This is a genomic window from Pseudoalteromonas sp. H71, assembly GCF_001468485.1.
Classification (GTDB): domain Bacteria; phylum Pseudomonadota; class Gammaproteobacteria; order Enterobacterales; family Alteromonadaceae; genus Pseudoalteromonas.
On sequence record NZ_LODI01000024.1, the window covers coordinates 113,593 to 135,811 of the forward strand.

At 39.6% G+C, this 22,219-nt stretch carries 19 protein-coding genes; 12 read left to right on the top strand and 7 right to left on the bottom strand.

What is annotated here, in order from left to right; translation table 11 throughout:
* Both ATS71_RS19070 and nqrM read left to right on the top strand, forming a co-directional pair.
* Positions 1-597, top strand: a 597-nt coding sequence (locus ATS71_RS19070) for an FAD:protein FMN transferase (protein ID WP_235591476.1), incomplete at its 5' end; no start/stop codon positions are given.
* A 101-nt stretch (positions 598-698) separates the two neighbouring features.
* Positions 699-911: a (Na+)-NQR maturation NqrM gene (nqrM, locus tag ATS71_RS11775; protein ID WP_058404997.1), complete on the top strand. Its 213-nt coding sequence runs from the start codon at positions 699-701 to the stop codon at positions 909-911.
* Positions 912-1,720: 809 nt separating this feature from the next.
* On the opposite strand, the gene ATS71_RS11780 is transcribed toward nqrM, so the two are convergent.
* Both ATS71_RS11780 and ATS71_RS11785 read right to left on the bottom strand, forming a co-directional pair.
* Positions 1,721-2,308, bottom strand: a complete 588-nt coding sequence (locus ATS71_RS11780; RefSeq protein ID WP_058404998.1) for an FMN-binding negative transcriptional regulator — start codon at positions 2,306-2,308, stop codon at positions 1,721-1,723.
* On the bottom strand, positions 2,308-2,883 hold the full coding sequence (locus ATS71_RS11785) for a GNAT family N-acetyltransferase (protein WP_058405101.1): 576 nt from the start codon (positions 2,881-2,883) through the stop codon (positions 2,308-2,310). The genes ATS71_RS11780 and ATS71_RS11785 overlap by 1 nt, the downstream gene beginning before the upstream one ends.
* A gap of 104 nt (positions 2,884-2,987) precedes the next feature.
* Between ATS71_RS11785 and pdxR the strand changes: the two genes are divergently transcribed.
* On the top strand, positions 2,988-4,457 hold the full coding sequence (gene pdxR / locus ATS71_RS11790; RefSeq protein ID WP_058404999.1) for a MocR-like pyridoxine biosynthesis transcription factor PdxR: 1,470 nt from the start codon (positions 2,988-2,990) through the stop codon (positions 4,455-4,457).
* Here pdxR and ATS71_RS11795 read toward each other — a convergent pair.
* The 5 genes from ATS71_RS11795 to ettA all read right to left on the bottom strand — a co-directional run bounded on the left by ATS71_RS11795 (position 4,450) and on the right by ettA (position 8,903).
* Entirely contained in the window at positions 4,450-5,115 is a 666-nt protein-coding gene (locus tag ATS71_RS11795; protein WP_058405000.1) for a hypothetical protein, read from the bottom strand. The two genes, pdxR and ATS71_RS11795, sit on opposite strands and share 8 nt — an antisense overlap.
* 91 nt (positions 5,116-5,206) lie before the next feature.
* Positions 5,207-5,704, bottom strand: a complete 498-nt coding sequence (locus tag ATS71_RS11800; RefSeq protein ID WP_058405001.1) for a TlpA disulfide reductase family protein — start codon at positions 5,702-5,704, stop codon at positions 5,207-5,209.
* A gap of 61 nt (positions 5,705-5,765) precedes the next feature.
* Positions 5,766-6,674 carry a histone deacetylase family protein gene (locus ATS71_RS11805; protein ID WP_058405002.1) on the bottom strand — a complete coding sequence of 303 codons (909 nt, stop codon included), beginning with the start codon at positions 6,672-6,674 and terminating at the stop codon, positions 5,766-5,768.
* Between the two features lie 53 nt (positions 6,675-6,727).
* Positions 6,728-7,093 carry a PilZ domain-containing protein gene (locus ATS71_RS11810; RefSeq protein WP_058405003.1) on the bottom strand — a complete coding sequence of 122 codons (366 nt, stop codon included), beginning with the start codon at positions 7,091-7,093 and terminating at the stop codon, positions 6,728-6,730.
* A 136-nt stretch (positions 7,094-7,229) separates the two neighbouring features.
* On the bottom strand, positions 7,230-8,903 hold the full coding sequence (ettA, locus tag ATS71_RS11815; RefSeq protein ID WP_006791482.1) for an energy-dependent translational throttle protein EttA: 1,674 nt from the start codon (positions 8,901-8,903) through the stop codon (positions 7,230-7,232).
* Between the two features lie 176 nt (positions 8,904-9,079).
* On the opposite strand from ettA, the gene ATS71_RS11820 reads away from it, so the two are divergent.
* From ATS71_RS11820 to ATS71_RS11860, 9 genes are all read left to right on the top strand, one after another.
* Positions 9,080-10,381, top strand: a complete 1,302-nt coding sequence (locus ATS71_RS11820) for a M24 family metallopeptidase (RefSeq protein WP_058405004.1) — start codon at positions 9,080-9,082, stop codon at positions 10,379-10,381.
* Between the two features lie 182 nt (positions 10,382-10,563).
* Entirely contained in the window at positions 10,564-11,511 is a 948-nt protein-coding gene (metA, locus tag ATS71_RS11825; protein WP_058405005.1) for a homoserine O-acetyltransferase MetA, read from the top strand.
* Positions 11,501-12,571, top strand: coding sequence for a homocysteine S-methyltransferase family protein (locus ATS71_RS11830; protein WP_058405006.1), 1,071 nt, complete (start codon positions 11,501-11,503; stop codon positions 12,569-12,571). Before metA ends, ATS71_RS11830 begins: the two co-directional genes overlap by 11 nt.
* Positions 12,572-12,580: 9 nt before the next feature.
* Positions 12,581-15,214, top strand: a complete 2,634-nt coding sequence (gene metH, locus ATS71_RS11835; RefSeq protein ID WP_058405007.1) for a methionine synthase — start codon at positions 12,581-12,583, stop codon at positions 15,212-15,214.
* A 170-nt stretch (positions 15,215-15,384) separates the two neighbouring features.
* The gene (locus ATS71_RS11840; RefSeq protein WP_058405008.1) at positions 15,385-16,215 is read left to right on the top strand and encodes a hypothetical protein; all 831 of its coding nucleotides are present in this window, start codon (positions 15,385-15,387) and stop codon (positions 16,213-16,215) included.
* Between the two features lie 15 nt (positions 16,216-16,230).
* Complete coding sequence (locus ATS71_RS11845) at positions 16,231-21,021, top strand: RHS repeat-associated core domain-containing protein (RefSeq protein ID WP_058405009.1); 4,791 nt, start codon at positions 16,231-16,233, stop codon at positions 21,019-21,021.
* Positions 21,018-21,344 carry a DUF7716 domain-containing protein gene (locus tag ATS71_RS11850; RefSeq protein WP_138527502.1) on the top strand — a complete coding sequence of 109 codons (327 nt, stop codon included), beginning with the start codon at positions 21,018-21,020 and terminating at the stop codon, positions 21,342-21,344. The genes ATS71_RS11845 and ATS71_RS11850 overlap by 4 nt, the downstream gene beginning before the upstream one ends.
* An 83-nt stretch (positions 21,345-21,427) precedes the next feature.
* Positions 21,428-21,730, top strand: coding sequence for a hypothetical protein (locus ATS71_RS11855; protein WP_138527501.1), 303 nt, complete (start codon positions 21,428-21,430; stop codon positions 21,728-21,730).
* 80 nt (positions 21,731-21,810) lie between these two features.
* Positions 21,811-22,161, top strand: coding sequence for a hypothetical protein (locus ATS71_RS11860; protein ID WP_058405012.1), 351 nt, complete (start codon positions 21,811-21,813; stop codon positions 22,159-22,161).
* The last annotated feature ends 58 nt before the right edge of the window (positions 22,162-22,219 follow it).

Consider the following 22,219-nt stretch of genomic DNA (forward strand, 5'->3'; position numbering starts at 1 on the left):
AGTGAGCTTCAGGCAATGATTGCAAACATTGGTGTAGATAAGCTTGTTTTAAATGAACAAGGCTTAGCAAAAACAGTTGATGGGCTTGAATTGTCATTTTCTGCAACAGCAAAAGGATACGGCATAGATAAAGTTGCGCAATTATTAGAAAGCCGCGGTATTACTAGCTACATGGTTGAAATTGGTGGTGAGCTTCGTATATCTGGTGAAAAGCCGAATGGACAAGGATGGGTAATAGCAATAGAGCAACCTGATGCAGAGCCTGGTAAGCGTGAAGTGCACCGTATTTTGTTACCAGGCAGCATGGGAATTGCAACCTCTGGTGATTACCGCATCTTTTATATTATGGATGGCGAAACTTACACGCACTTGATTGATCCGCTTACGGGAATGCCAATAAAGCACGACCTAGTTTCTGTAACGGTATTACACCCAAGTGCAATGACCGCAGATGGCTTAGCAACTGCATTAACCGTTATGGGGATGGAAAAAGCGCAAGCTTATGCACAAGATAATAATTTGGCTGTGTATTTGATTGCTAAATCGCCTGATGGCTTAGTTACGTATTCAAGTCCTGCATTTGAACCCTACTTGTAAGTGTTTAAAGCTGGTTTATTTCCATAGAGGTTGGGTATATAATATCAACTGCTCAAAAATAGTTTGAGCTTAATTTATTGCTGATCAATAGGGGCTAAGCAATGTCACTTTTTTTTCTTACTTTTGGCTTACTAATTTTAATTGTTACAGCAATGGCTGTAGGTATGATCGTGCAAAAAAAATCAATGGCGAGTAGCTGTGGTGGATTAGGTTCGGTGGGTATAGACAAAGCCTGTGATTGCGATGATCCTTGTGACAAGCGTAAAAAGCGCTTAGCTAAAGAGCAAGCTTGGAAAGAAAACCAAATAATTTAAATATTTTTTTAGAACAAAAAGCGCTTTTATAGCGCTTTTTTTGTGCCTGTTTTTCAGAGGGCTAATACAAGTTCAATTTGAAAAAGTTCATTTTATTTAATAAGAAACAGACTAGCTTATTTATAAATAATACCTATAAAACAATAATTTAATTTGTTCTTTACTAGGGCGTTGTGTTGTTCTATGCCAATAAAGTAAAGACTTCTCTAGTACCTTACAGGCAGATATTTAGTTACTAAAAAGCATGGCTATTAGACTAAGGTCTATAGTTTAGTTTTTTTCATCTATCAGGTTTATTTTTATCGCTTGTGAAATTTGAGTAATAACTCTAAAGTTAACCCATAGACATAGTTAAGGGCTTAATTAGTAGCTCTAGTGTAGTAAAAGCGTGTTTATAGGCAATGGCCAGAATTCGTTAGTGTATTACTAACACAAAGAATCTTTATATTGTGTGTGAAGATGTTGTCAGTGTGAAAGGCAACTCAAGTTCGGTGGTGACTTAACTTGGGTTGTTTTTATTTCCCTACAATTGCCACGCAGTNTAAAACNANAATCTTTATATTGTGTGTGAAGATGTTGTCAGTGTGNAAGGCAACTCAAGTTCGGTGGTGACTTAGCTTGGGTTGTTTTTATTTCCCTACAACTGCCACGCAGTCTAAAACCAGAATCTTTATATTGTGTGTGAAGATATTATTAGTGTGTAAACGGTCTAAATTCAATTTTGTTGAGTTTGGGCCGTTTTTATTTTTACTTTACTTATGCTTATTTCATCATTAAAAAGATGCAATACGTGTAAATAATAAAGTAAATTAAATCATCTCAGCAATAGAATGCTTATTAGCATTGACTAAATTTTTCTTAATTTCCATTCTTATACCCTCCGGCTTATTTTGGCTTAGTTTAAAATTACCGCTCCAATGAATAGGTTTAAAATTTATAAAGCATAGTCGCTGGTAAAGCTGTTCACGCGACTGGATTGGTATTTTATTGAGTTGCCATTTTGGCTCAAAACTTTCTTCGAAATGCGATGTTAGTCTCTGCATAATATGATGTTTTTGATTATTACACTCAACTATTTCAACCTTTGCTAGTACCTCTAACGAGCAGTAAAGCCAGCTTGGCAGTGTTTTATTATTACTATACGAGGGAGATAGATAACAGTTGTCACCATTAAAGTGTAATTTTACAGAGCGTTTATCACATTGCGTTAACGGATTATTTTTTGCTACGTGCGCAATAAATACATTACGTGATGGCTCATATAATACAGGTACTTGGCATATATTATTTAAGTCACTGTGCAAGCAGGACGTTAAAATACTCGCTAGAGGAAATTGCTCAACTAAAGCCTGCAAACGTTCACTATTATGCTCTTGAAAATGCATCGTTGGGTACATTAAAGTCTCCCCTCTAGTTGTGATTTTATATCCGGCCACTGCTCATCGACTATGCTAAATTTTGCTGTGCTTCTAAAGCTACCATCACTTAGTAATCTATCTTTATGGGCCACACCCTCAAAACGAGCGCCTAGACGCGTTATTGCATTACGTGATTTTTTATTATTCTCGTGAGTATTAAATGAAATACGCACTAAACCTAGCTTTTCAAATGCGTAATTAAGTAATAAGTATTTAGCATGTGAATTTATGTAAGTACGCTGCCAATCATTACTAATAAATGTATGACCAATTTCAGCGCTTAAATTATGTGTATCTAACTTAAATAACCGTGTTGTGCCCACTACTTGCTGTGTATTTTTATCAATAATGGCAAAAACAACTTGCTCGTTTTTATTAAATTGCGCCTGAGTTAAAAACCATTCCTTTAGTATTTCAGGGCTTTTAGTGTAATTGCTTAATACCCATTGCCATACATTAGGGTGCTGGCCCGCCTTATATAATCCATTTAGGTGCTTATGGTTTAATGGCTCTAAAATGACCTTGTTTGTTTTATGTGTTTGCAGATTAAACATTAATGGCTCCATTTTTGCTATTTGTGAGCAACAAATGTACGCTTATTTGGGTTGGTAAAAACAACCAGAATGTAACTTTTACCTATACCAGATTAAGGGGGCGTATGCAGCCGATTAATATTGAGTTTAATGAGCAGCGCAAAGCAAAGTATTTGCAGCTAGCGCAAGCACTTCGTAACGCAATTATAAAAGGCGATATTGCGGTAGGCACTAAGCTCAGTTCAGCCAGAGAAATGGCGCAAACTTACCAGTTAAACCGTCATACAATAATGAATGCTTTACAACTATTAGTAGCTGAAGGCTGGGTTGAGTCTCATGAGCGCTCAGGATATAAGGTGACTCAAACCCTACCAATTCAAAGCAGTGCTAATACTAAGCAAGTACCTGTTGTAACGCCTAACCCCTATAAATTTGCCAAGGAGTTAGCAGTGCCTGCGCCTGCTATGAACCTCAATGATTTCAAATATAACTTTGCAGGGGGGCTTCCTGATCTTAATTGCTTCCCATATAAACAATTTAAACGCTCTTTAAGTTATGTCTTTAATCATGTAGATACCAGTAAGTTTCACTATGGTGATATAAGCGGAGTAAGTGAGTTAAAGCAGCAAGTAAGCAGCTATTTACACAAAGCACGTAACCTTCAAGTAACTGATTTACTTATATGTAATGGCTCTCAGGAGGCGTTGTTTTTAATTTCAAAAGCTTTTATAAATCAAGATGACTTTGTTGCGGTTGAGACGTTAGGTTATCCGCCTGCTCGTAAGGCTTTTGCGGCATGCGGTGCACAATTAGTAGATATAAAACAAGATGAGCATGGTCTTTGTGTTGACGATTTAAAAGCACAACTTAGTCGCTACTCAATTAAAATGCTGTACTTAACTCCACTACATCAATACCCGACAACCGTAACTTTATCGCCTACACGGCGTATGCAAATTTATCAGCTGTGTTATAAATATGGCGTGATGATCATAGAAGATGACTACGATCATGAGTTTCACTATAAATGTCAGCCACTACAGCCTATGGCGGCAGATGACCCAGCCGGTATTGTTATTTACCTTTCTACGTTTTCTAAAATTATGTTTTCGGCAGCCCGCATAGGCTACATATGTGCACCGCCAGAAGTTATTGCGCAGCTAAGTGCCTGGAAACAATTAATGAATCATAAAAACGATGTGGTTATGCAATTAGCTGTAGCGCACTTTATGAAGGAAGGGAGTTTTGAGACGCACTTAAAGCGAATGACCAAGCTCTACAAGCAAAGAGCCGAGGCAATGGACAGTGAGTTAAGTCTTATGCAATCAAAGGGCTTACCAATCGAATATGTAAAACCTGATGGTGGTATGGCTATGTGGGTTAATTTAAACAAACCAGTGTATGGCTTAAAAAGCGCTTTGCAAATGCAGGGAGTTTATATACAAGCAGAGCCTGAATTTTATTATCAAGAAGCCGCGCGTAGCCTAATTCCAAAACAGCAAAGTTATATACGGTTGGGATTTGCAGGGCAATCAACTCATGCCGCGCGAGAAGGGCTTGAGTTAATTGCTAAACATGTTTACGAACTTATTTAAGTAAACTTTCACCATCATAAAAAAGAGGCTTTAAGGTTCCACAGTTTATAAATTTGTAGGTGAGTTCGTTTTCAGGAGGAACACGTTTTGATGTGCGAACCTTTTGCATACAAGCATTAACTAAGTCCACAAATATTAAGTGGTTAAAGCTTGGAGCTTTTTGAATTTTATGTACATAAATACGCTCTGTACCGTTTAACTCAATCATATCGTACTCGTGCCATTGTGAAGATTCGCTTAGCTCATCGAGTTCTCTGGCGTACAGTTGCTTATCAAGCTCAAGCTGCTTGGCTTCATAAATTAAACTACCGCCTTGACGATAATCACCTTCGTATACGTCGGCTGTAATTGTTATTTCGTCCCCGCGCATTAAATGTTGAATATTAAACTTTTGCGGTTTTATAGTGATCATATCGGCATTTTTCACAAAGCTTAAAAAAGCAACATTTGAGTTTTTTACTTCGTAAACAACTTGCAGGTCGTGTGGTGATCTATAAGATGGAAGATTAATAGCAAAGATGGAAGACCCTCTATTAACTAGGGCCATGGGGTGAACTGCATTGTAGCTAGGGTCTAGCGGTGGAAGTTCTACCTTTTCTTCTTCAGCAAACGCTGTTGCACTGAACACAAGCAACAATAAAGTAAATATTAAACGCATAATAACCCCAATTAATTTATAGGCTTAAATTGTAGTATAAAGTTTATATAACTCATATTTTAATAGGCATTATACCGGCCAAATTATTCACCTATTTTGAGTTGATTGAGTTTATTAAAGTGCGAGCATTTAAATATAGGTTTGTATTATCGGGGTTTGAAGAATGAGTAACCCAAACAACATGGCCATTTTCATTTATAAACAATGTAGTTGGTGTGCCGCGTATTCCTAGTTGTGTCGCAATTTCATCGGCTTGTATTGCGGTTTTAAATGTATAGCCCCTATTGGTTAATGCTTTGGCGGGGAAGGCGTTATCATCTTCTTTAAAACTTACAGCTAATACGTTTAAGCCCATGTTGTGTATTTTTTGAAGGGCTGGTTGTAACTTTTTACAATAAGGACACCATGTAGCCCAAAAATGTAAAACATAAGGTTGGCCTAATAATTCCTGAGTTTTTATATTTGTACCATCGGCCATGTTTAATGTTAAAGGTGGTAGTTTAGAGTGGTTTGAGTCGAGAGCAGGCTGCTCCGCAAAGACTGCTAAACTTAAAAGGATAAGTGTTATAGCTGCAAAAATGTGTTTCATAAACGTGTCGCTTTTATTTTGTTAGCCAATAAGAACGACAATATTGGGTTTTTATTTCATTTTAAAAACGTGCTGCTTGTTCAATCACTATGCCATGGCGCTGCGCAAGGCGAAGGTGGTCTTTATCGTAACCGCCACCAATAACAGTTGCCACAGGTATGTTGTGCTGAAGGCAGCGTTTTAAAACCAGATGATCACGTTTAGCAATCCCATCCCAGCTTATGTCTAATTTACCTAAGCCATCGTTTTGCCAAATATCTACACCGGCATCGTACAGCACTAAGCTTGGGTTTAGTTCTTTAAGTAGGTAGCTTAAGGTATCGTCAACAATAGCTAAGTATTCTGCATCTTGCATATGATTTGCTAAGCCAATATCCAAATCGCTGGCCGACTTCCTAAACGGGAAGTTTTTTTCACAGTGTATTGAACAGGTATAGGCATAGGGCTGATGTGCAAGCATAGCGGCTGTGCCATCACCTTGATGTACGTCTAAATCAAAAATAAGCACATTAGTTACTTCACCGCTATCAATCAAGGTTTGGGTGGTAAAGGCAAGATCGTTCACCATGCAATACCCAGAGCCAAAATCAAAGTGCGCATGATGCGTGCCCCCTGCTAGGTGACAGGCTATGCCGTGTTTTAGCGCTAAACGTGCGGTTTGTAATGTACCTTGCGGTGCAGTAAAAGTGCGCGCCATTAACTGGGGGGACCAAGGTAATCCTATGCGGCGCATGGCTTTATCGTCTAAGCGGTTGTTCCATAAATCGTGAATATAGTTGTCGCAATGTACTCGCTCTAAAGGCTCGGGAGAGCCTAAAATAGGCTGTGTGAGGTTATTGCCAATTAAGCCTAGTTTTTTAACGTGTGCGTATAAATTTGCAAACTTACTCATTGCAAAACGATGCTTAGGATCAAAACTAAACGAGTAGTTTGGATGGTACACTAACGGTAAATGAGGATTTAAGTTCATGTTCACATAGGCTATAAAGTTTGCCTTATGGTAATCAACTCACTTTAAAGAGTCTATTGTGAGTCGTGAATAAGCATCTCTAATTCACGATGAAGTAACTCATCGTCCGCTAAGTTTAGCTCTATCAGTCGTTTTAGGTAGGAAATACTATCAATATCAATATGCTTACACTTTAAACCAATGTGATTGGCTTCTATATGGCAAATAGTTGTCTCCATTTTTATTTCAATTTCGCTGTCGGGTAAAATAAAACGCAGTATTGCATCGTTCTCTGTTTGATCATTTAACACATCACATTTGCTGATCAATGCGCCGTGCAATGAAATATCAAGCAGGGTACATGGGTACTCATTTTCTTGAAAAATTATGCGTGCATCGGTTGAAAATAAAATACGAGAAAATTGACGACGTTCTTGCATGACTTTGCCTTATTGTTTTTTATTAATCATAGCCTGTAATTAAATAGATGCTAGCACGAAATTAACGGATGTTTTTCAGTTATAAAAAACCCTGCGCAAAAGCAGGGTTTTAAGAGTATTTTAGTTAATTTAGCGATTAACCAATCTTTTTGTATTTAATACGTTTTGGTTGAGCTGCTTCTGCACCATAGGTTTTTTTAAGCCACTCTTCGTATTCAGTATAGTTACCATCGAAAAAGTTAATTTGCCCTTCGTCGCGGTAATCTAAAATGTGCGTAGCAATACGGTCAAGGAACCAACGGTCATGCGATATACACATTACACAGCCTGGGAATTCTAAAATAGCATTCTCAAGTGCACGTAATGTTTCAACGTCTAAATCATTGGTTGGCTCATCCAGTAGCACTACGTTGCCACCCGCTTTTAACAGCTTAGCAAGGTGTAAACGGTTACGCTCACCGCCCGATAAGTCTTTTACAAACTTTTGCTGATCGTTACCTTTAAAGTTAAAACGGCTAACGTATGCACGGCTTGGGAATTCAAAGTTACCAATTTTTAGTACGTCTTGTCCGTCAGATATTTCTTGGAATACTGTTTTGCTTTCGTCCATATCGTCGCGGAACTGATCAACCGTTGCTAGTTGTACTGTTTCACCAACGTTAACACTACCGCTATCTGGCTGCTCTTCGCCACTTAACATTTTAAATAGTGTCGATTTACCTGCACCGTTGGCGCCAATAATGCCCACAATAGCGCCTTTTGGCATGGTAAAGCTTAAGTCGTCTATTAATACGCGGTCGCCAAAGCTTTTACGTAAGTTAGTCACTTCTAATACTTGGTCACCTAAACGTGGACCAGGTGGAATAAATAGCTCGTTTGTTTCGTTACGTTTTTGGTAATCAGATTGCTGTAGTTCGCTAAACTGTGCCATACGTGCTTTTGACTTAGCTTGGCGGCCTTTAGGATTTGAACGCACCCATTCAAGTTCTTGAGCAATTGATTTTTGACGTGCTTTTTCAGATTTTTGTTCTTGCTGTAAGCGCGCGTCTTTTTGTTCAAGCCAAGAAGAGTAGTTACCTTCCCACGGAATACCTTCACCACGGTCAAGCTCTAATATCCAGCCAGCAACATTATCAAGGAAGTAACGGTCATGCGTTACTGCCACTACAGTGCCTTCGTAGTCATGTAAGAAGCGCTCTAGCCATGCAACCGACTCAGCATCTAAGTGGTTAGTTGGCTCATCAAGAATAAGCATGTCTGGCTTTTCTAGTAACAAACGACAAATAGCAACACGGCGGCGTTCACCACCTGACAGGTGCTCAATTTTAGCATCCCACTCAGGTAAACGAAGTGCATCAGCAGCGCGCTCTAGTACGTTATCGATATTATGGCCATCATGAGCTTGAATAACCGCTTCTAATTCACCTTGCTCTTTAGCCAGTGCGTCAAAGTCAGCACCTTCCATTGCGTACTCGTTGTACACTTCGTCAAGGCGATTAAGGGCGTGTTTTACTTCGCCAACAGCTTCTTCAACTATTTCTCGTACTGTTTTGCTTTCGTCTAGTACAGGCTCTTGCGGTAAGTAACCAATTTTAGTACCAGGCTGAGGACGCGCCTCACCTTCAAAGTCTTGGTCAACACCGGCCATAATGCGTAGCAATGACGATTTACCAGAACCATTTAAACCAAGCACACCAATTTTGGCGCCAGGGAAAAAGTGCAACGAAATATCTTTTAAAATTGTGCGCTTAGGCGGCACAACTTTAGATACTCGACTCATCGAGAAAATAAACTTATCAGGTAAAACCATGGAGGAAAGCCTTCAAATAATAATAAAAATTTCAATGTTGTATTGTAGTTGTTGAGAGGTGAAACAGTCAACGAATGGCGGGTGGGAATATCTGTTTATCGTTTTACCTTGTTAAATGTATAGTTTTATTTGGGTGTGCTAACGTATTTACACCATAGTAAAAATAAGAAAAACTCATGACCATACAAAAAATAATAATACTGGCTTTGCTAATATTATTTACAATAAATTCCAAAGCAAATGCAGCAGACTCACCTTGGCCCGAAATAAGAAAACAAAGAATAACCCAGCTCCTGCCAAACGCTTTAAAAGCGGCTAATGTAGACGCTTGGCTTATTGTTTGTAGAGAAAATAACAACGACCCATTGGCCGACCATATTGGCTGTGAAAACGCAGGGTCACCAGCGGCGTACTTATTTTACTTCAATAAAGGGACGTTTCATTCAGTTGCTTACTCACCTTCAAGCGAAGCAAAAGCACTCGACGAGCTAAATATACATGAAAAAGTGATCTCAGTGCCACGCAGTGTGTCTGCGTTAAAATACGCCGCTGAGTTTATAAAAAAGCAGCCTTTTGAGCGCATTGCAATAAATGTCTCTGACCTTAACGCGCAGGCTGATGGCTTATCGCACTCACAATACAAGCAACTAGCGAGCTTATTAGGCGCAAAGCACACAGCAAAACTCGTATCTTCTGAAGAAGTCGTTTATCAATGGCTTTCAATTAAATTACCTGCGGAGGTTGAAATAATGAAAGAGGCTGCAATGCTTTCAGCAACGTGGCAACTAGAGGCTTATAAAACCATTGTTCCAGGTAAAACCACCGATGCCGATGTAGCCAAATTTTTAAAAGCTAAAATGAAAGCACGAGGCGTAACTGACGCGTGGGCTGCCGACCAAAATCCTAATGTAAACTCAGGCCCAGACCGCGGACATTCGCATTCTACAAATAAAGTGATTATGCCGGGTGACGTAATTCAAATTGATTTTGGTGTAAAGCTCTACAATCGCTGGGTAAGTGATATTCAGCGTTTTGCTTATGTACTTAAAGAAGGGGAAACCTCTGCACCGGCCAACATTCAGCAATATTGGGTTAACGCCAGAGACAGTGGTTTTGCCGCATTTAATGCCATGAAACCCGGCGTAAAAGGCATAGACGTGGATCAAGCTCAAACCGTATTAATGAATAAATACAACTCAGAGCCTGTGCCATGGAGCACCGGTCACCCAGTAGGGTATGTTGCGCACGACACGGGCCCAAATTTAGGGGGTTCTCGCAGTGCGCAAGTAAGGCCTGCAGCACATCGTAAACTAAAAGAAGGAATGGTGTTTGCCTTTGATGGTTTTTTTAGTTGGCCTTTAAACAACACCGAGTTTAAAACCATTTCAGTTGAAGAAATGGCTGTGATTACCAAAAACGGCGCTGAGTATTTAATTCCTCCTCAACAAAATTTAGTCCTAGTAGGTAATAACGAGTAGTTTAAAAAGTAAGTATTTTAAATGCAGTGAGTTAAGCCTATTTTTAGGGGGTAACTCATTGCTTGCCACAGACTTAATTAATAATGAATAAATTTCATTTAGACATCTATACATCTAGAGGTTGATATTTTTTGCTTTCAGTTCATAATTAGCACGAGTTTTTATGAGTAGGAGTTAAAAATATGCCAATCACTGTAAAGGATGAGCTTCCGGCCATTGCACGTTTACGCCAAGAAAACGTATTTGTCATGCCAAAAAGCCGTGCAAAAACGCAAGAAATCCGCCCAATGCGTTTGGCTATATTAAATTTAATGCCTAATAAAGTAGAAACCGAAGTACAGTTTATTCGTTTGCTTGCCAATTCTCCTTTGCAAGTAAACGTAGAGCTGCTGCGCCTAGACACCCACCGCAGCAGTAATAATTCAGAAGAACACCTCGATACGTTTTATCGCTATTTTTCAGAGGTAAAAAACAACAACTACGATGCGCTTATTGTTACAGGTGCACCACTAGCACATTTAGAGTATGAAGATGTTGCCTACTGGGAAGAGCTAAAAATCATTATTGATTGGGCAGAGCAACACGTTACCTCTACGTTGTTTTCGTGTTGGGCGGCCCATGCCGCGTTATTTCACAGCTACAACTTAAAGCGCGACTTAAAACCCAATAAGCTGTGTGGTGTATTTACCCACCAATGTCATTTTAAACATGGTGCATTAACCCGTGGCTTCGACGATACCTTTTTAGTGCCACACTCACGTTATGGGCACATTGATATAAATAAAATAAACGCATGTGATGATTTAGTTATATTAGCAGGCTCTGAGCGAGTAGGTGCTTACTTACTGAAAAACAAATCGGGTAGCCAAGTATTTATAACCGGCCACCCGGAATACGATGCCGACACCCTAAAAGGGGAGTACGAGCGCGATTTACAAAAAAGCCCAGATGCCCCAAAACCTGAAAACTATTTTCCCGATGATGATGCAAGCAAACAACCTTCAAAAACATGGCAAAGCCATGCTTTTTTACTTTTTTCGAACTGGTTAAATTACTACGTGTATCAAACCACACCGTATGATATTAATTTAGTTAGCCAAGATGTGAGGACTAACAACTATGCCGAATAATAAAGCCGCCAACAAACAAGCCCAACTAAGTGAAGCGCTAAAACAGCGTATTTTAATTTTAGATGGTGCAATGGGCACCATGATCCAAACTCACAAGCTTGAAGAAGAAGACTACCGTGGCGAGCGCTTTAAAGACTGGCACGTGCTAATTAAAGGTAATAACGATTTATTAAGCCTCACTAAGCCAGAGTTAATAACAGAAATACACCGCAGCTTTTTAGCTGCCGGTGCAGATATTATTGAAACCAATACTTTTAACTCAACCACCATTTCGATGGAAGATTACGACATGGCAAGCATAAGCCGTGAGGTAAACTTAGAGTCGGCTAAACTCGCGCGCGCAATATGTGACGAGTTCACCGCTAAAAATCCAGAAAAACCTCGCTATGTAGCAGGTGTGTTAGGGCCAACATCGAAAACCTGTTCTATCTCGCCAGATGTAAACGACCCAGGTTACCGTAACGTAACGTTTGATAAGCTAGTTACTGCCTATGTTGAGTCTACTCTTGCATTAATGGAAGGCGGCGCTGATTTAATACTTATCGAAACCATATTCGACACCCTCAATGCAAAAGCAGCCTCATTCGCAGTAGAAGAAGCATTTGAGCAAGCTGGGCGTACATTACCCGTTATGATCTCGGGCACTATTACCGATGCCTCTGGCCGTACGCTTTCGGGGCAAACAACCGAAGCATTTTATAACTCTATTCGCCATATTAAGCCTATTTCGATTGGTTTAAACTGCGCACTTGGTCCTGATTTACTGCGCCAATACGTAGAAGAGCTGTCGCGCGTATGCGAAACCTTTACGTCGGTACACCCTAATGCGGGCTTGCCTAATGAGTTTGGTGAATACGACCTAGAAGCGGGCGATATGGCAGCCGAAATTATCGATTGGGGTAAATCGGGCTTTATTAATATAGTAGGCGGGTGCTGCGGTACCACGCCTGCGCATATTCGCGCGTTTGCAAAAGGGCTTGAAGGCGTTAAGCCTCGCCAATTGCCAGAGCTTGAAGTACGCATGCGTTTATCGGGCCTCGAAGCCTGTAACTTAAATTAAGGAGCCAACATGACACAGCAAATAGCAGTATTTACCAATGTTGGCGAGCGTACCAACGTAACTGGCTCTGCCATGTTTAAACGCCTAATCATGGAAGAAGACTATGAAGCAGCGCTTACCGTAGCCCGCGAGCAAGTAGAAAATGGCGCCCAAGTTATTGATATAAACATGGACGAAGCCATGTTGGACTCAAAAGCGGCCATGGTTAAGTTTTTAAACTTAATTGCCTCAGAGCCTGATATTTCTAAAGTACCTATTATGGTCGACTCCTCTAAATGGGAAGTGATAGAAGCAGGCTTAAAGTGTATTCAAGGCAAGGCTATTGTTAACTCAATATCGCTTAAAGAGGGCGAAGAGCCGTTTAAACGCCAAGCTAAAATTATTAAACGCTTTGGCGCAGCTGCTGTTGTTATGGCGTTTGATACCGACGGACAAGCCGACACCGCAGATAGAAAATACGAAATATGTGCGCGCAGCTACAAAATATTAGTAGAAGAGATTGGCTTCCCGCCGGAAGATATTATATTTGACCCTAATATATTTGCCGTAGCCACCGGTATAGAAGAGCACGACAACTATGCTGTAGAATTTATTGAAGGCACACGCCGCATTAAACAAAACTTACCGCACTGTAAAGTGTCGGGCGGGGTGTCTAATGTATCGTTTTCGTTTAGGGGCAATAACCCCGTGCGTGAAGCCATTCACTCGGTGTTTTTATACCACGCGATAAAAGCGGGTATGGATATGGGGATTGTAAACGCAGGCCAGCTTGCTGTTTACGACGATATCCCTGAGGAACTCCGTAAAGCCGTAGAAGACGTAATACTAAACACCGACCCAGGTGCAGGTGAACGCCTTGTAGAAATAGCCCCTAAGTTTTCGGGCATGGCACAAGCTGAGCGGGTAGAAGACTTAGAATGGCGCACATGGCCTGTTGAAAAACGCTTAGAGCACGCCCTTGTTAAAGGTATAACCACCTTTATAGATGAAGACACGGAAGAGTGCCGCGCTGCTGCCGATAAACCTATCCACGTGATTGAAGGGCCATTAATGGATGGCATGAACGTGGTAGGGGATTTATTTGGCGCAGGTAAAATGTTTTTACCGCAAGTTGTTAAATCAGCCCGTGTAATGAAGCGAGCAGTGGCCTACCTAGACCCATACATAGAAGCTGAAAAAGAAGAAGGCGCCACTAATGGTAAAGTAGTTATGGCCACCGTAAAGGGCGATGTGCACGACATAGGTAAAAACATTGTAGGCGTAGTACTGCAATGTAATAACTACGAAGTAATCGACCTAGGCGTAATGGTACCTGCCGAAAAAATACTGCAAACCGCTATTGACGAAAAAGCCGACATAATCGGCCTTTCGGGTTTAATTACCCCATCGCTTGACGAAATGGTACACGTAGCCAAAGAAATGACTCGTAGAGGTTTTGAGCTCCCACTAATGATTGGCGGCGCAACGACCTCTAAAGCGCATACTGCCGTTAAAATTGAGCCACAGTACGACAAAGGCGTCGTGTACGTAAATAACGCCAGCCGTGCGGTAGGCGTGGTATCGAGCTTGTTATCTAAAGAGCTAAAACCAGCCTTTTTAGAAAAAACAAAAGCCGAGTACGTAAAAGTACGCGAGCAACAAGCGCGCAAAAAGCCACGTTCAAAACCAGTTACCATACAGCGTGCCCGCGATAACGCAGCCAAGCTTGATTGGGATAACTACACGCCACCCGTGCCTAAAAAGCTGGGCGTGACTGAGTTTAAAAATGTATCAATCGCCACGTTGCGTAAATATATAGATTGGACCCCATACTTTATGACGTGGTCAATCGCTGGTAAATACCCGCGCATAATGGATGATGAAGTTGTTGGCGAGCAAGCACGCAGCTTATTTAAAGACGCTAACGAGATGCTCGACGACCTTGAAAAAGCAGGCAGTTTGCAACCATTGGGTGTAATTGGTTTATTCCCTGCAAACCGCGTGGGCGATGACATAGAAATTTACACCGACGAAACCCGTAAAGAACTGTTAAACACCTCGTGCCATTTACGCCAGCAAACCGAAAAAACCGACTTTGCTAACTATTGTTTGGCTGACTACATTGCGCCAAAAGGCACACCTGATTACTTTGGTGCGTTTGCAGTAACGGGCGGTTTAGAAGAAGACGATTTAGCCAATGCGTTTGACGCACAGCAAGACGACTACAATAAAATAATGGTAAAAGCGGTTGCCGATAGGCTCGCAGAAGCCTTTGCCGAATACCTGCACGAACAAGTGCGTAAAGAGTATTGGGGTTATGCACCCGATGAAAACCTGGGTAACGATGAGCTAATTCGCGAAAACTACCAAGGTATCCGTCCAGCGCCAGGTTACCCTGCGTGCCCAGAGCACACCGAGAAAAAGAAAATTTGGCAATTGCTCGATACCGAAAAGCGCATTGGCATGCAGCTCACTAGCTCATACGCCATGTGGCCAGGAGCTGCGGTTTCGGGCTGGTACTTCTCACACCCAGAGGCAAAATACTACGCTGTAGCCGCTGTACAAAAGGATCAGGTAGAAGACTACGCCAAGCGAACTAATATGACGCTCGCAGAGGCCGAAAGGTGGCTATCGCCTAATTTGGGGTATGAGCCGGAATCATAGCGAAGCGGTCAGTTTTTAGCGGTCAGCTATCAGTAAAACAAAAACGAGCCAAAATAGGCTCGTTTTTTAGTGCTAGGCTACAGGTTTTATTGTTTATAAGTAATTGTTCGCTTTACTTTTTGTACCTTATTTATGTTATTATGTTTCTTTTTTGTATACAGAGAGTAAGTGTGAAGATTAAAGTTTTAATAGTATGTTTATTTTTATTGTTTTATGCAGAAGGGGCTAAGGCCAGTGGGGTTTTTAATTTACCACCCTATACAGGCGGGCCAGTATATCCACCAGATCCTATTCCTATAACCCCTACACCTCCAAGCCAAGGGGTAACAGCTCCGACTAATTTTAAATATGTACAAGACAATGATGCCTTAAAGATTTCATGGGATTGGGCATTAGAAGGAGAAATCACGGTACCATCTCCTATACTCCCACCTCAAGGAAGTCTGTACTCGTACGATATGCGTAGCCGTGGTCATTTTAGTTTTAGTATTGATGTTGAAGTATCTGAACTGAACAATAATTCATACAGGTTAATAAGTAACTCACCACATAATTACTATACCTACAGTTCTTTTCCGTTTTCGACAATTAAATTTAGAGTAAGGGCTAAAAGGGTTAATAATTCTACAGATCAAACTACTTATTCACCCTATTTATATAGTCCAGAAATTAAACGTAAAGTGAAGTTAGGTTCGCCGTATTTTAAGCCAAATGGTGGAGATTTAGTAAAAGGCTCATCATTTGAAATAGCTCACAGCTCAGGACAAGTATGGTTTAGGCTAGTTGAGAAAGAAAAGAGTTGTTACTCATCAGAGCCATGGCTTTTATATTTTGATCCAATATACATCAATAAAAGCAAAAAGGTATGTACTTACGCAACCAAAAGTGGCGACTTAGATAGTGATATACGCTCAGTAATATTTAACGTTATTGAGCCAGGTAAAAGAATAATTTATGTTCACACGGATCTATTAGGTAGCCCTGTGGCTGAGACAAAATAAAGGATTTAAGTAGAAATGAATAATTTGATATGTGGAATACCACTACTTGTCATACTCTTTTTTTCAAGCTCTGTTGAGAGCTTAACAGCAAAAGATTACAAAGGGTTTACTGAACAATACTCTATTGAAAATGGGTATCAAAGTGTAGGCGAGAATATTAATCCTATAAATGGTCAGCTGAGTTACGAATCTATAGACATGCACATTCCTGGTGGAAATGGTATGGACATTTTGATTTCAAGAAGTTTTGGGCAAAGTGAGAGAGTCTGGGGTTTTAACGGTCAAATTGGCAGTATGAGCAACTGGCGCCTGGAGATTCCAAGGATAATAATACCAACTGTACCTTATGGCATAACTAGAGGATGGAGTGCGACCCCTGATAAAGCTGAATACGATAAGCTGATAGATCATGTTAGTACAACTAGAACGGGAATCTGTAACGATCCATACCCTGGTGATGGCCGTGCTTCTACATTAAATAGCGGTGGAATACAGATCGCTAAGAAATATTGGTCAGGCATGACTTTAAAAATACCGGGCCAGTCAGCTCAGCAATTATTCAAAAATACAGACGATGCTCGCTATCCATCAGCTAAATGGGTTACAACTAATGACTGGATAGCAACATGTACGAGTGATGGTAACGGCTTTGTTGTAAAGTCACCAAAAGGTCTTACATATAGAATAGACGTTGTTCAAGCTATTTATAGTCATATTGGCTTAAGTCATCAATTTAATCATACAGGAAATACAACTCTATTTGCTTCAGAAGTAAATAACATTTTTGGGACAGCCATTACCTATGATTATGAATCTCATGGCAACTTTTTTATGCCAAAGAATGATATAGGACATAATGCATCGCATATAAGAGTTCCTTATATAGAGCAAAGGTTGACCAAAATAAATCGTAGTGACGGTACAAATATAGATGTAAATTACTTCTCATCAACACCTAGCAGATATAATGAGAGAATCAAAAATATAGCAGTTGATGGTGGTCAGTCTATTGAATATGGCTATTATGATAATCCGATGGATGGAAGGTATTATTTAAGCGAAGTTACATCTGGAGAAAAAGTCTGGCGTTATAAATATGGCGAAGTTTCATTGGATGATAAGAAATCATATCGAGATGAAGGTAACCCTCATTACTTCGAATATAATGGTCCTAGACTCCTTACTATGGTTACCCTTCCAAGCGGGGGAACAATATCTTACTCGTATAAAGTATTTAATCGTATGAGGAACGATCCATATAGAGAAAATAGAAAGTTACATTCAAAAGTAGTGAATGATGGTGTTGATAATACTAATACATGGTTTTTTGATTATAAAGATAGCAGCCTTAATTCAAAGAACGTGGTCCAGTTTACAGCAACTCGAGATTTGGACACTTCGATTAAATATTTTTCTGATGATAAATCATTTCAACATGGTAAGTTATTGAGAGAAGTTGTCACCAACTATGACTCGGAGAATGAAGATTCTATTACAAAAGAAATAAACTATACCTATGAATTAATAGCAGACATAGGCGAATTTACTTTCTTGGATTTCCCAGAAGATATAGCTAAATCTTTAACTTCAAAAGTAAGATTAAAAGGACGTATTATTTCGCAAGATGGCGGTATATATAGTACAAGTTTTGAATCTGATGACTTGTATGGGAAGCCAACAAAGATAGAAGAAAGCTTTAGCGGTAAAACAAAATTTACACTGTTATCCTACCAACATGAAACCGGTGATAACTGGTTATTGGGTTTGCCAACATCAGTAATGGTATCTGAAGATGATAGTGAAAACAGCTATCAAACTATTTCAGAGATCACCTACCATGATGATGTAACAGCTAAAGGGCAATATGATGGGTTAGGCTTACCGTTTGAGAAGAAACAGTTTGGGAGATGGGTAAATCGTTATCCTGAATATGATTCGGAAGGAAATATAATAAAAGAGGAATATAATGCGGTTAATGACCAAGGAAATCGATTTGTTTTATTTTCAGATTATAAGTTTGGTATAGCAAAAACGATAAGAAAAATAGCCAGGTATGGCGATGATCATATTACTATGTCAAAGGAGTTGGACGCTAATGGTTGGGAAATAGGAACAACTGATTTAAATGGAAACCAAACGAGTTTTTCATACCACTCTAGTGGTGCTATTCAAGCTGTAAGTTATTCTAATGACGAAAAGTTTGGTAATGATTGGTATGGTAAATTTTTCACTTGGGACTATTCAGATGGTACAAGCCCTAAACGGATTGTCAAATATTGTAATTTAGATCTTGAACTAAGTAGCTGCGAGAGTGAGCCTGTTTACTCTGTAACCGAGATATTTGATGGTTTGATGAGGTTAAAACAACTTGTTCAAACAGATGGTACAGATACGCGTTATAAAAACTTTAACTACGATTATAATAACCAGAAGATTTTTGAATCATTTTGGTCATCTTCAAAAATAAATTTAAATGGTATAGAGACTATTTACGATGGGTTTGGTCGTATTAAAGAAGTTTCTACTAGTGGTTTAGGTCAAGTCACCTATGCATATTTAGCCGGTAATAGAATTCAAGTTACCGACGCAAAAGGAAACGCTACCACTACTTCGTTTCAAGCATTTGGCTCTCCTAATTATGATGTAATAACTAGAATTGAATCACCGGAAAATGTCACAACAACAATTGATGTTGATGTTTATGGACACGTAAATTCAATTTCTCAAAATGGTTATACTAGCGATGCTAACTTGAAAACTTTTCATGAAAATCGTTACTATGATGATTATAAACAATTATGCCTAGTAACTCGTGAGGATGTTGGTAACGTACTTTATAAACACAATGCTTTAGGTGAATTAGTTTGGAGTAAACCTGGAGTTGATGATACTGAATGTCGTATTTCAGAACCAGAAAATAGTACCACCTTTAGTTATGATGGTCACGGCGAATTACATAAAATTGACTACCCAGATAACTCGGGAGACGTGATTTACGAACTGGATAACAATGGTAACATTTTGACTTTAGAAGCTGGCAGCGTAGTTCATCGTTACGAATACAATAATCAAAACCTTCTTGAAGAAGAACAATTATTTGTTGAGGATGAATCACCTCTAATGCTTGATTATAAATACAATGATTTACAACAGCTAGAACACTTAGGTTACCCCGATGGAACTATTGTAAATTACCAGCCCAATAGTTTTGGTGAGCCAACAGAAGCGCAAAGTTATGATGGTGGAACTGTTGCTTTAAGCTTTGCTAAAAGTGCTACATATTATGCAAATGGTTTGTTGAAATCATTTACATATGGCAACGGTGTAAAACATGAAACAACAATACATACAGATAGTTTACTGCCAAAACGCTTAAAAGATACTGGCGCCGGTGGCAGTAATCTACCTAGTACGGTTATGTCATTGACTTATGATTACGATAATAATGCGAATGTTACCTCAATCATTGATGACCAAAACCCTAAATATAGTTTGACGAATTTAGAATATGATGGCCTAGACCGCCTAACAAGCACCACTGGAGGCTCTGAAATCGGCTCGAGTGAAATGCATTACGATGGGTTTGGTAACATCACATACTATAAAAGTAAAAATAAAACACTCACCTATGAATATGATTATGCTAAAAATCGCTTATTTAAAGTAAATGGCGTAAATGGCCAATACGGCTCAATAGGTTATGATGATCGAGGTAACATCAATGATAATGGCGCATATACACTTGACTTTAACCATGCTAACCAACTTACCACTGCAAAAGGAAATAGCTACCTATATGACGGGCATAATCGCCGAGTAAAACAAACTGACATCAACGGTACAAGTTATTCAATGTACAGCCAAGGAGGTACATTACTTTACAGAGAAAAAGGTGACACCATAACCGGTGAAGGTACTAACTATATTTACTTAGGTAAAAAACTCATAGCTAAATATGGTGATGTAACATCGCAAAGCATAGATGAAAGCCGACAGCATGCTCGTCCATTTGGTGAAACGATAGAAGCCCCCAAAGATGATGTGGGGTACACAGGGCATAAATTCGACACCGACTTAGGGTTGAGTTATATGCAGGCACGATACTATGATCCAGTCATAGGTCGTTTTTATTCGAATGATCCTGTTGGATTCCGTGATGTACATAGTTTTAACCGTTATGCTTATGCTAATAATAACCCTTATAAGTATACTGATCCTAGTGGAGCAATAGCAGAATCTGTTTGGGATGCTGCGAGTCTTAGTGTAGGCTTAACTTCACTAGGTGGTAATCTGTGGAATGGTAATTGGGGTGCTGCTGGTATAGATGCGCTTGGGGTGATTGCTGATGGGGCTGCTTTGGCGATACCTGTTGTACCGGGTGGTGCTGGTATAGCTATTAAAGCTTCACGAGAAGCTTCTGAAGCATTAGCTACTAGAGGAAATAGCGCTCAATACTCCGTATCATTCGAAACAAAATTATCTAACAATATGTATCCAGGAAAGTCTGATAAAGCTCACTTTCAAGAAGCAAATCAAAATTTACATCAACAAATGCAGAGTGACCCAGTATTTGGTAATATGATGGAAGCTTTGCACCCAGGAATAACGAAAGGGGTTCAACCGGGGGCAAGAGGGGCATATCCAAGGAAAGCACCAACTAAAAATGTTACCTGGCATCATGGAGTTGAGCCTGGAGTGATGCAGCTTGTACCTAGAAGTCATCATAATGCCCCAGGCGCAGTACAGTCAACTCTGCATCCCGGAGGTGTTGGTGGTATGAGCACATGGGGAGGAGGAAGAAATTGAGTACAGATATTTTAATTACGTTAGATAAAGTGTTACTAAAGATCGAGACATTACCATGGGACTACGCATTATACATACCTGCCGTGGATACGGTTTGGGATGAACGAATGATGTGCATGATATTAGATCCTGAAGAAACCGAAGATCCAGATGATGATCCTGAAATTGCAAAAAGAAATGGCCTTAAATATGCTCTTTCAATAAGTGATGTACAGGATGTTTCTGAGAATTTGAATGCTCAAATTAAGGATGTAGAACAAGAGTTTCTTATTGCAGCTGTCAAATATTATTACGATAAAGGCGCTTTTATAACGCTAAGTTGAACCATTTTAAAGCCCCGCAAGGGGCTTTATTTTTGGCTGCTTTTGAAGCCAAAGTTCCAAGTTCATAGAATAAAAGTAAAAGAATGGGGTCGCGTCTTGCTTTTTGCCTGTCAACTATCTGGACTTTACTAATTCTTGCTTCTGGGATGGTATTTATTGTTCTTAAAAAGGGAAGTGTGCATGCCTTAGCTTTTGCAGTGGGTGGCCTTTACCGTTATGCTTTTTGGCATTTATGGGCTGTATATAAGAGAAAAGTTAATCAAATAACTATTTTAGCCATACCCAACTTATTAATAGGTGGGAATATTGCAGGCTGCGTAATAATGTTTTTTATTCGCCAATCTGCAGTTAAAGAAAGAGCTTTAATAAACAAAGAAAAGCTTTAAATACTGGTTTTTTATCCCAACCTCAATTAACGTAATTTGGTTAATTACCTGTTTAAGTTTAAATAATTTAAAGGAATAAAATGAAATTTATACTCTGCATTATGATATGGGTTGCAAGCTCATTATTGGCATACGCTCAGCCTATAGAAACAGTCACTGCACAAAATGAGCAAAGTGAAAAAATTATGCTATTAACTAAAAAGGTCAACGAGTTAGAAAGTAAGTTATCGAGCTTGTCTTACGACACAGAAAAGTTAGAAGAGGAATTTAATCGTAGTGCATTGGCTGTATTATTTTTTGCTTTTTTCAGTGCTTGGTGGGCTAAATCTACAGGCCGAAGTGCTTTACTTTGGTTTGTTCTTGGTATTTTCTTTAATTTTATTACCGCTATTGTAATCGTTTGTAAAACCGAAAGAGGCATTAAAAAATAGCTATAGCTTACTCCCTCAGCTAATTAAGATATCTTGGGATAACTGCTTAGTTTTTTTA

Excerpts from the sequence above, each read along its gene's own strand:
- ATS71_RS11805 (WP_058405002.1), bottom strand. The coding sequence starts at position 6,674 with ATGAACTTAAATCCTCATTTACCGTTAGTGTACCATCCAAACTACTCG.
- nqrM (WP_058404997.1), top strand. The coding sequence starts at position 699 with ATGTCACTTTTTTTTCTTACTTTTGGCTTACTAATTTTAATTGTTACA.
- ATS71_RS11855 (WP_138527501.1), top strand. The coding sequence starts at position 21,428 with ATGGGGTCGCGTCTTGCTTTTTGCCTGTCAACTATCTGGACTTTACTA.
- pdxR (WP_058404999.1), top strand. The coding sequence starts at position 2,988 with ATGCAGCCGATTAATATTGAGTTTAATGAGCAGCGCAAAGCAAAGTAT.
- metH (WP_058405007.1), top strand. The coding sequence starts at position 12,581 with ATGACACAGCAAATAGCAGTATTTACCAATGTTGGCGAGCGTACCAAC.
- ATS71_RS11795 (WP_058405000.1), bottom strand. The coding sequence starts at position 5,115 with ATGCGTTTAATATTTACTTTATTGTTGCTTGTGTTCAGTGCAACAGCG.
- ettA (WP_006791482.1), bottom strand. The coding sequence starts at position 8,903 with ATGGTTTTACCTGATAAGTTTATTTTCTCGATGAGTCGAGTATCTAAA.
- metA (WP_058405005.1), top strand. The coding sequence starts at position 10,564 with ATGCCAATCACTGTAAAGGATGAGCTTCCGGCCATTGCACGTTTACGC.
- ATS71_RS11860 (WP_058405012.1), top strand. The coding sequence starts at position 21,811 with ATGAAATTTATACTCTGCATTATGATATGGGTTGCAAGCTCATTATTG.
- ATS71_RS11810 (WP_058405003.1), bottom strand. The coding sequence starts at position 7,093 with ATGCAAGAACGTCGTCAATTTTCTCGTATTTTATTTTCAACCGATGCA.
- ATS71_RS11800 (WP_058405001.1), bottom strand. The coding sequence starts at position 5,704 with ATGAAACACATTTTTGCAGCTATAACACTTATCCTTTTAAGTTTAGCA.
- ATS71_RS11820 (WP_058405004.1), top strand. The coding sequence starts at position 9,080 with ATGACCATACAAAAAATAATAATACTGGCTTTGCTAATATTATTTACA.
- ATS71_RS11845 (WP_058405009.1), top strand. The coding sequence starts at position 16,231 with ATGAATAATTTGATATGTGGAATACCACTACTTGTCATACTCTTTTTT.
- ATS71_RS11830 (WP_058405006.1), top strand. The coding sequence starts at position 11,501 with ATGCCGAATAATAAAGCCGCCAACAAACAAGCCCAACTAAGTGAAGCG.
- ATS71_RS11780 (WP_058404998.1), bottom strand. The coding sequence starts at position 2,308 with ATGTACCCAACGATGCATTTTCAAGAGCATAATAGTGAACGTTTGCAG.
- ATS71_RS11785 (WP_058405101.1), bottom strand. The coding sequence starts at position 2,883 with ATGTTTAATCTGCAAACACATAAAACAAACAAGGTCATTTTAGAGCCA.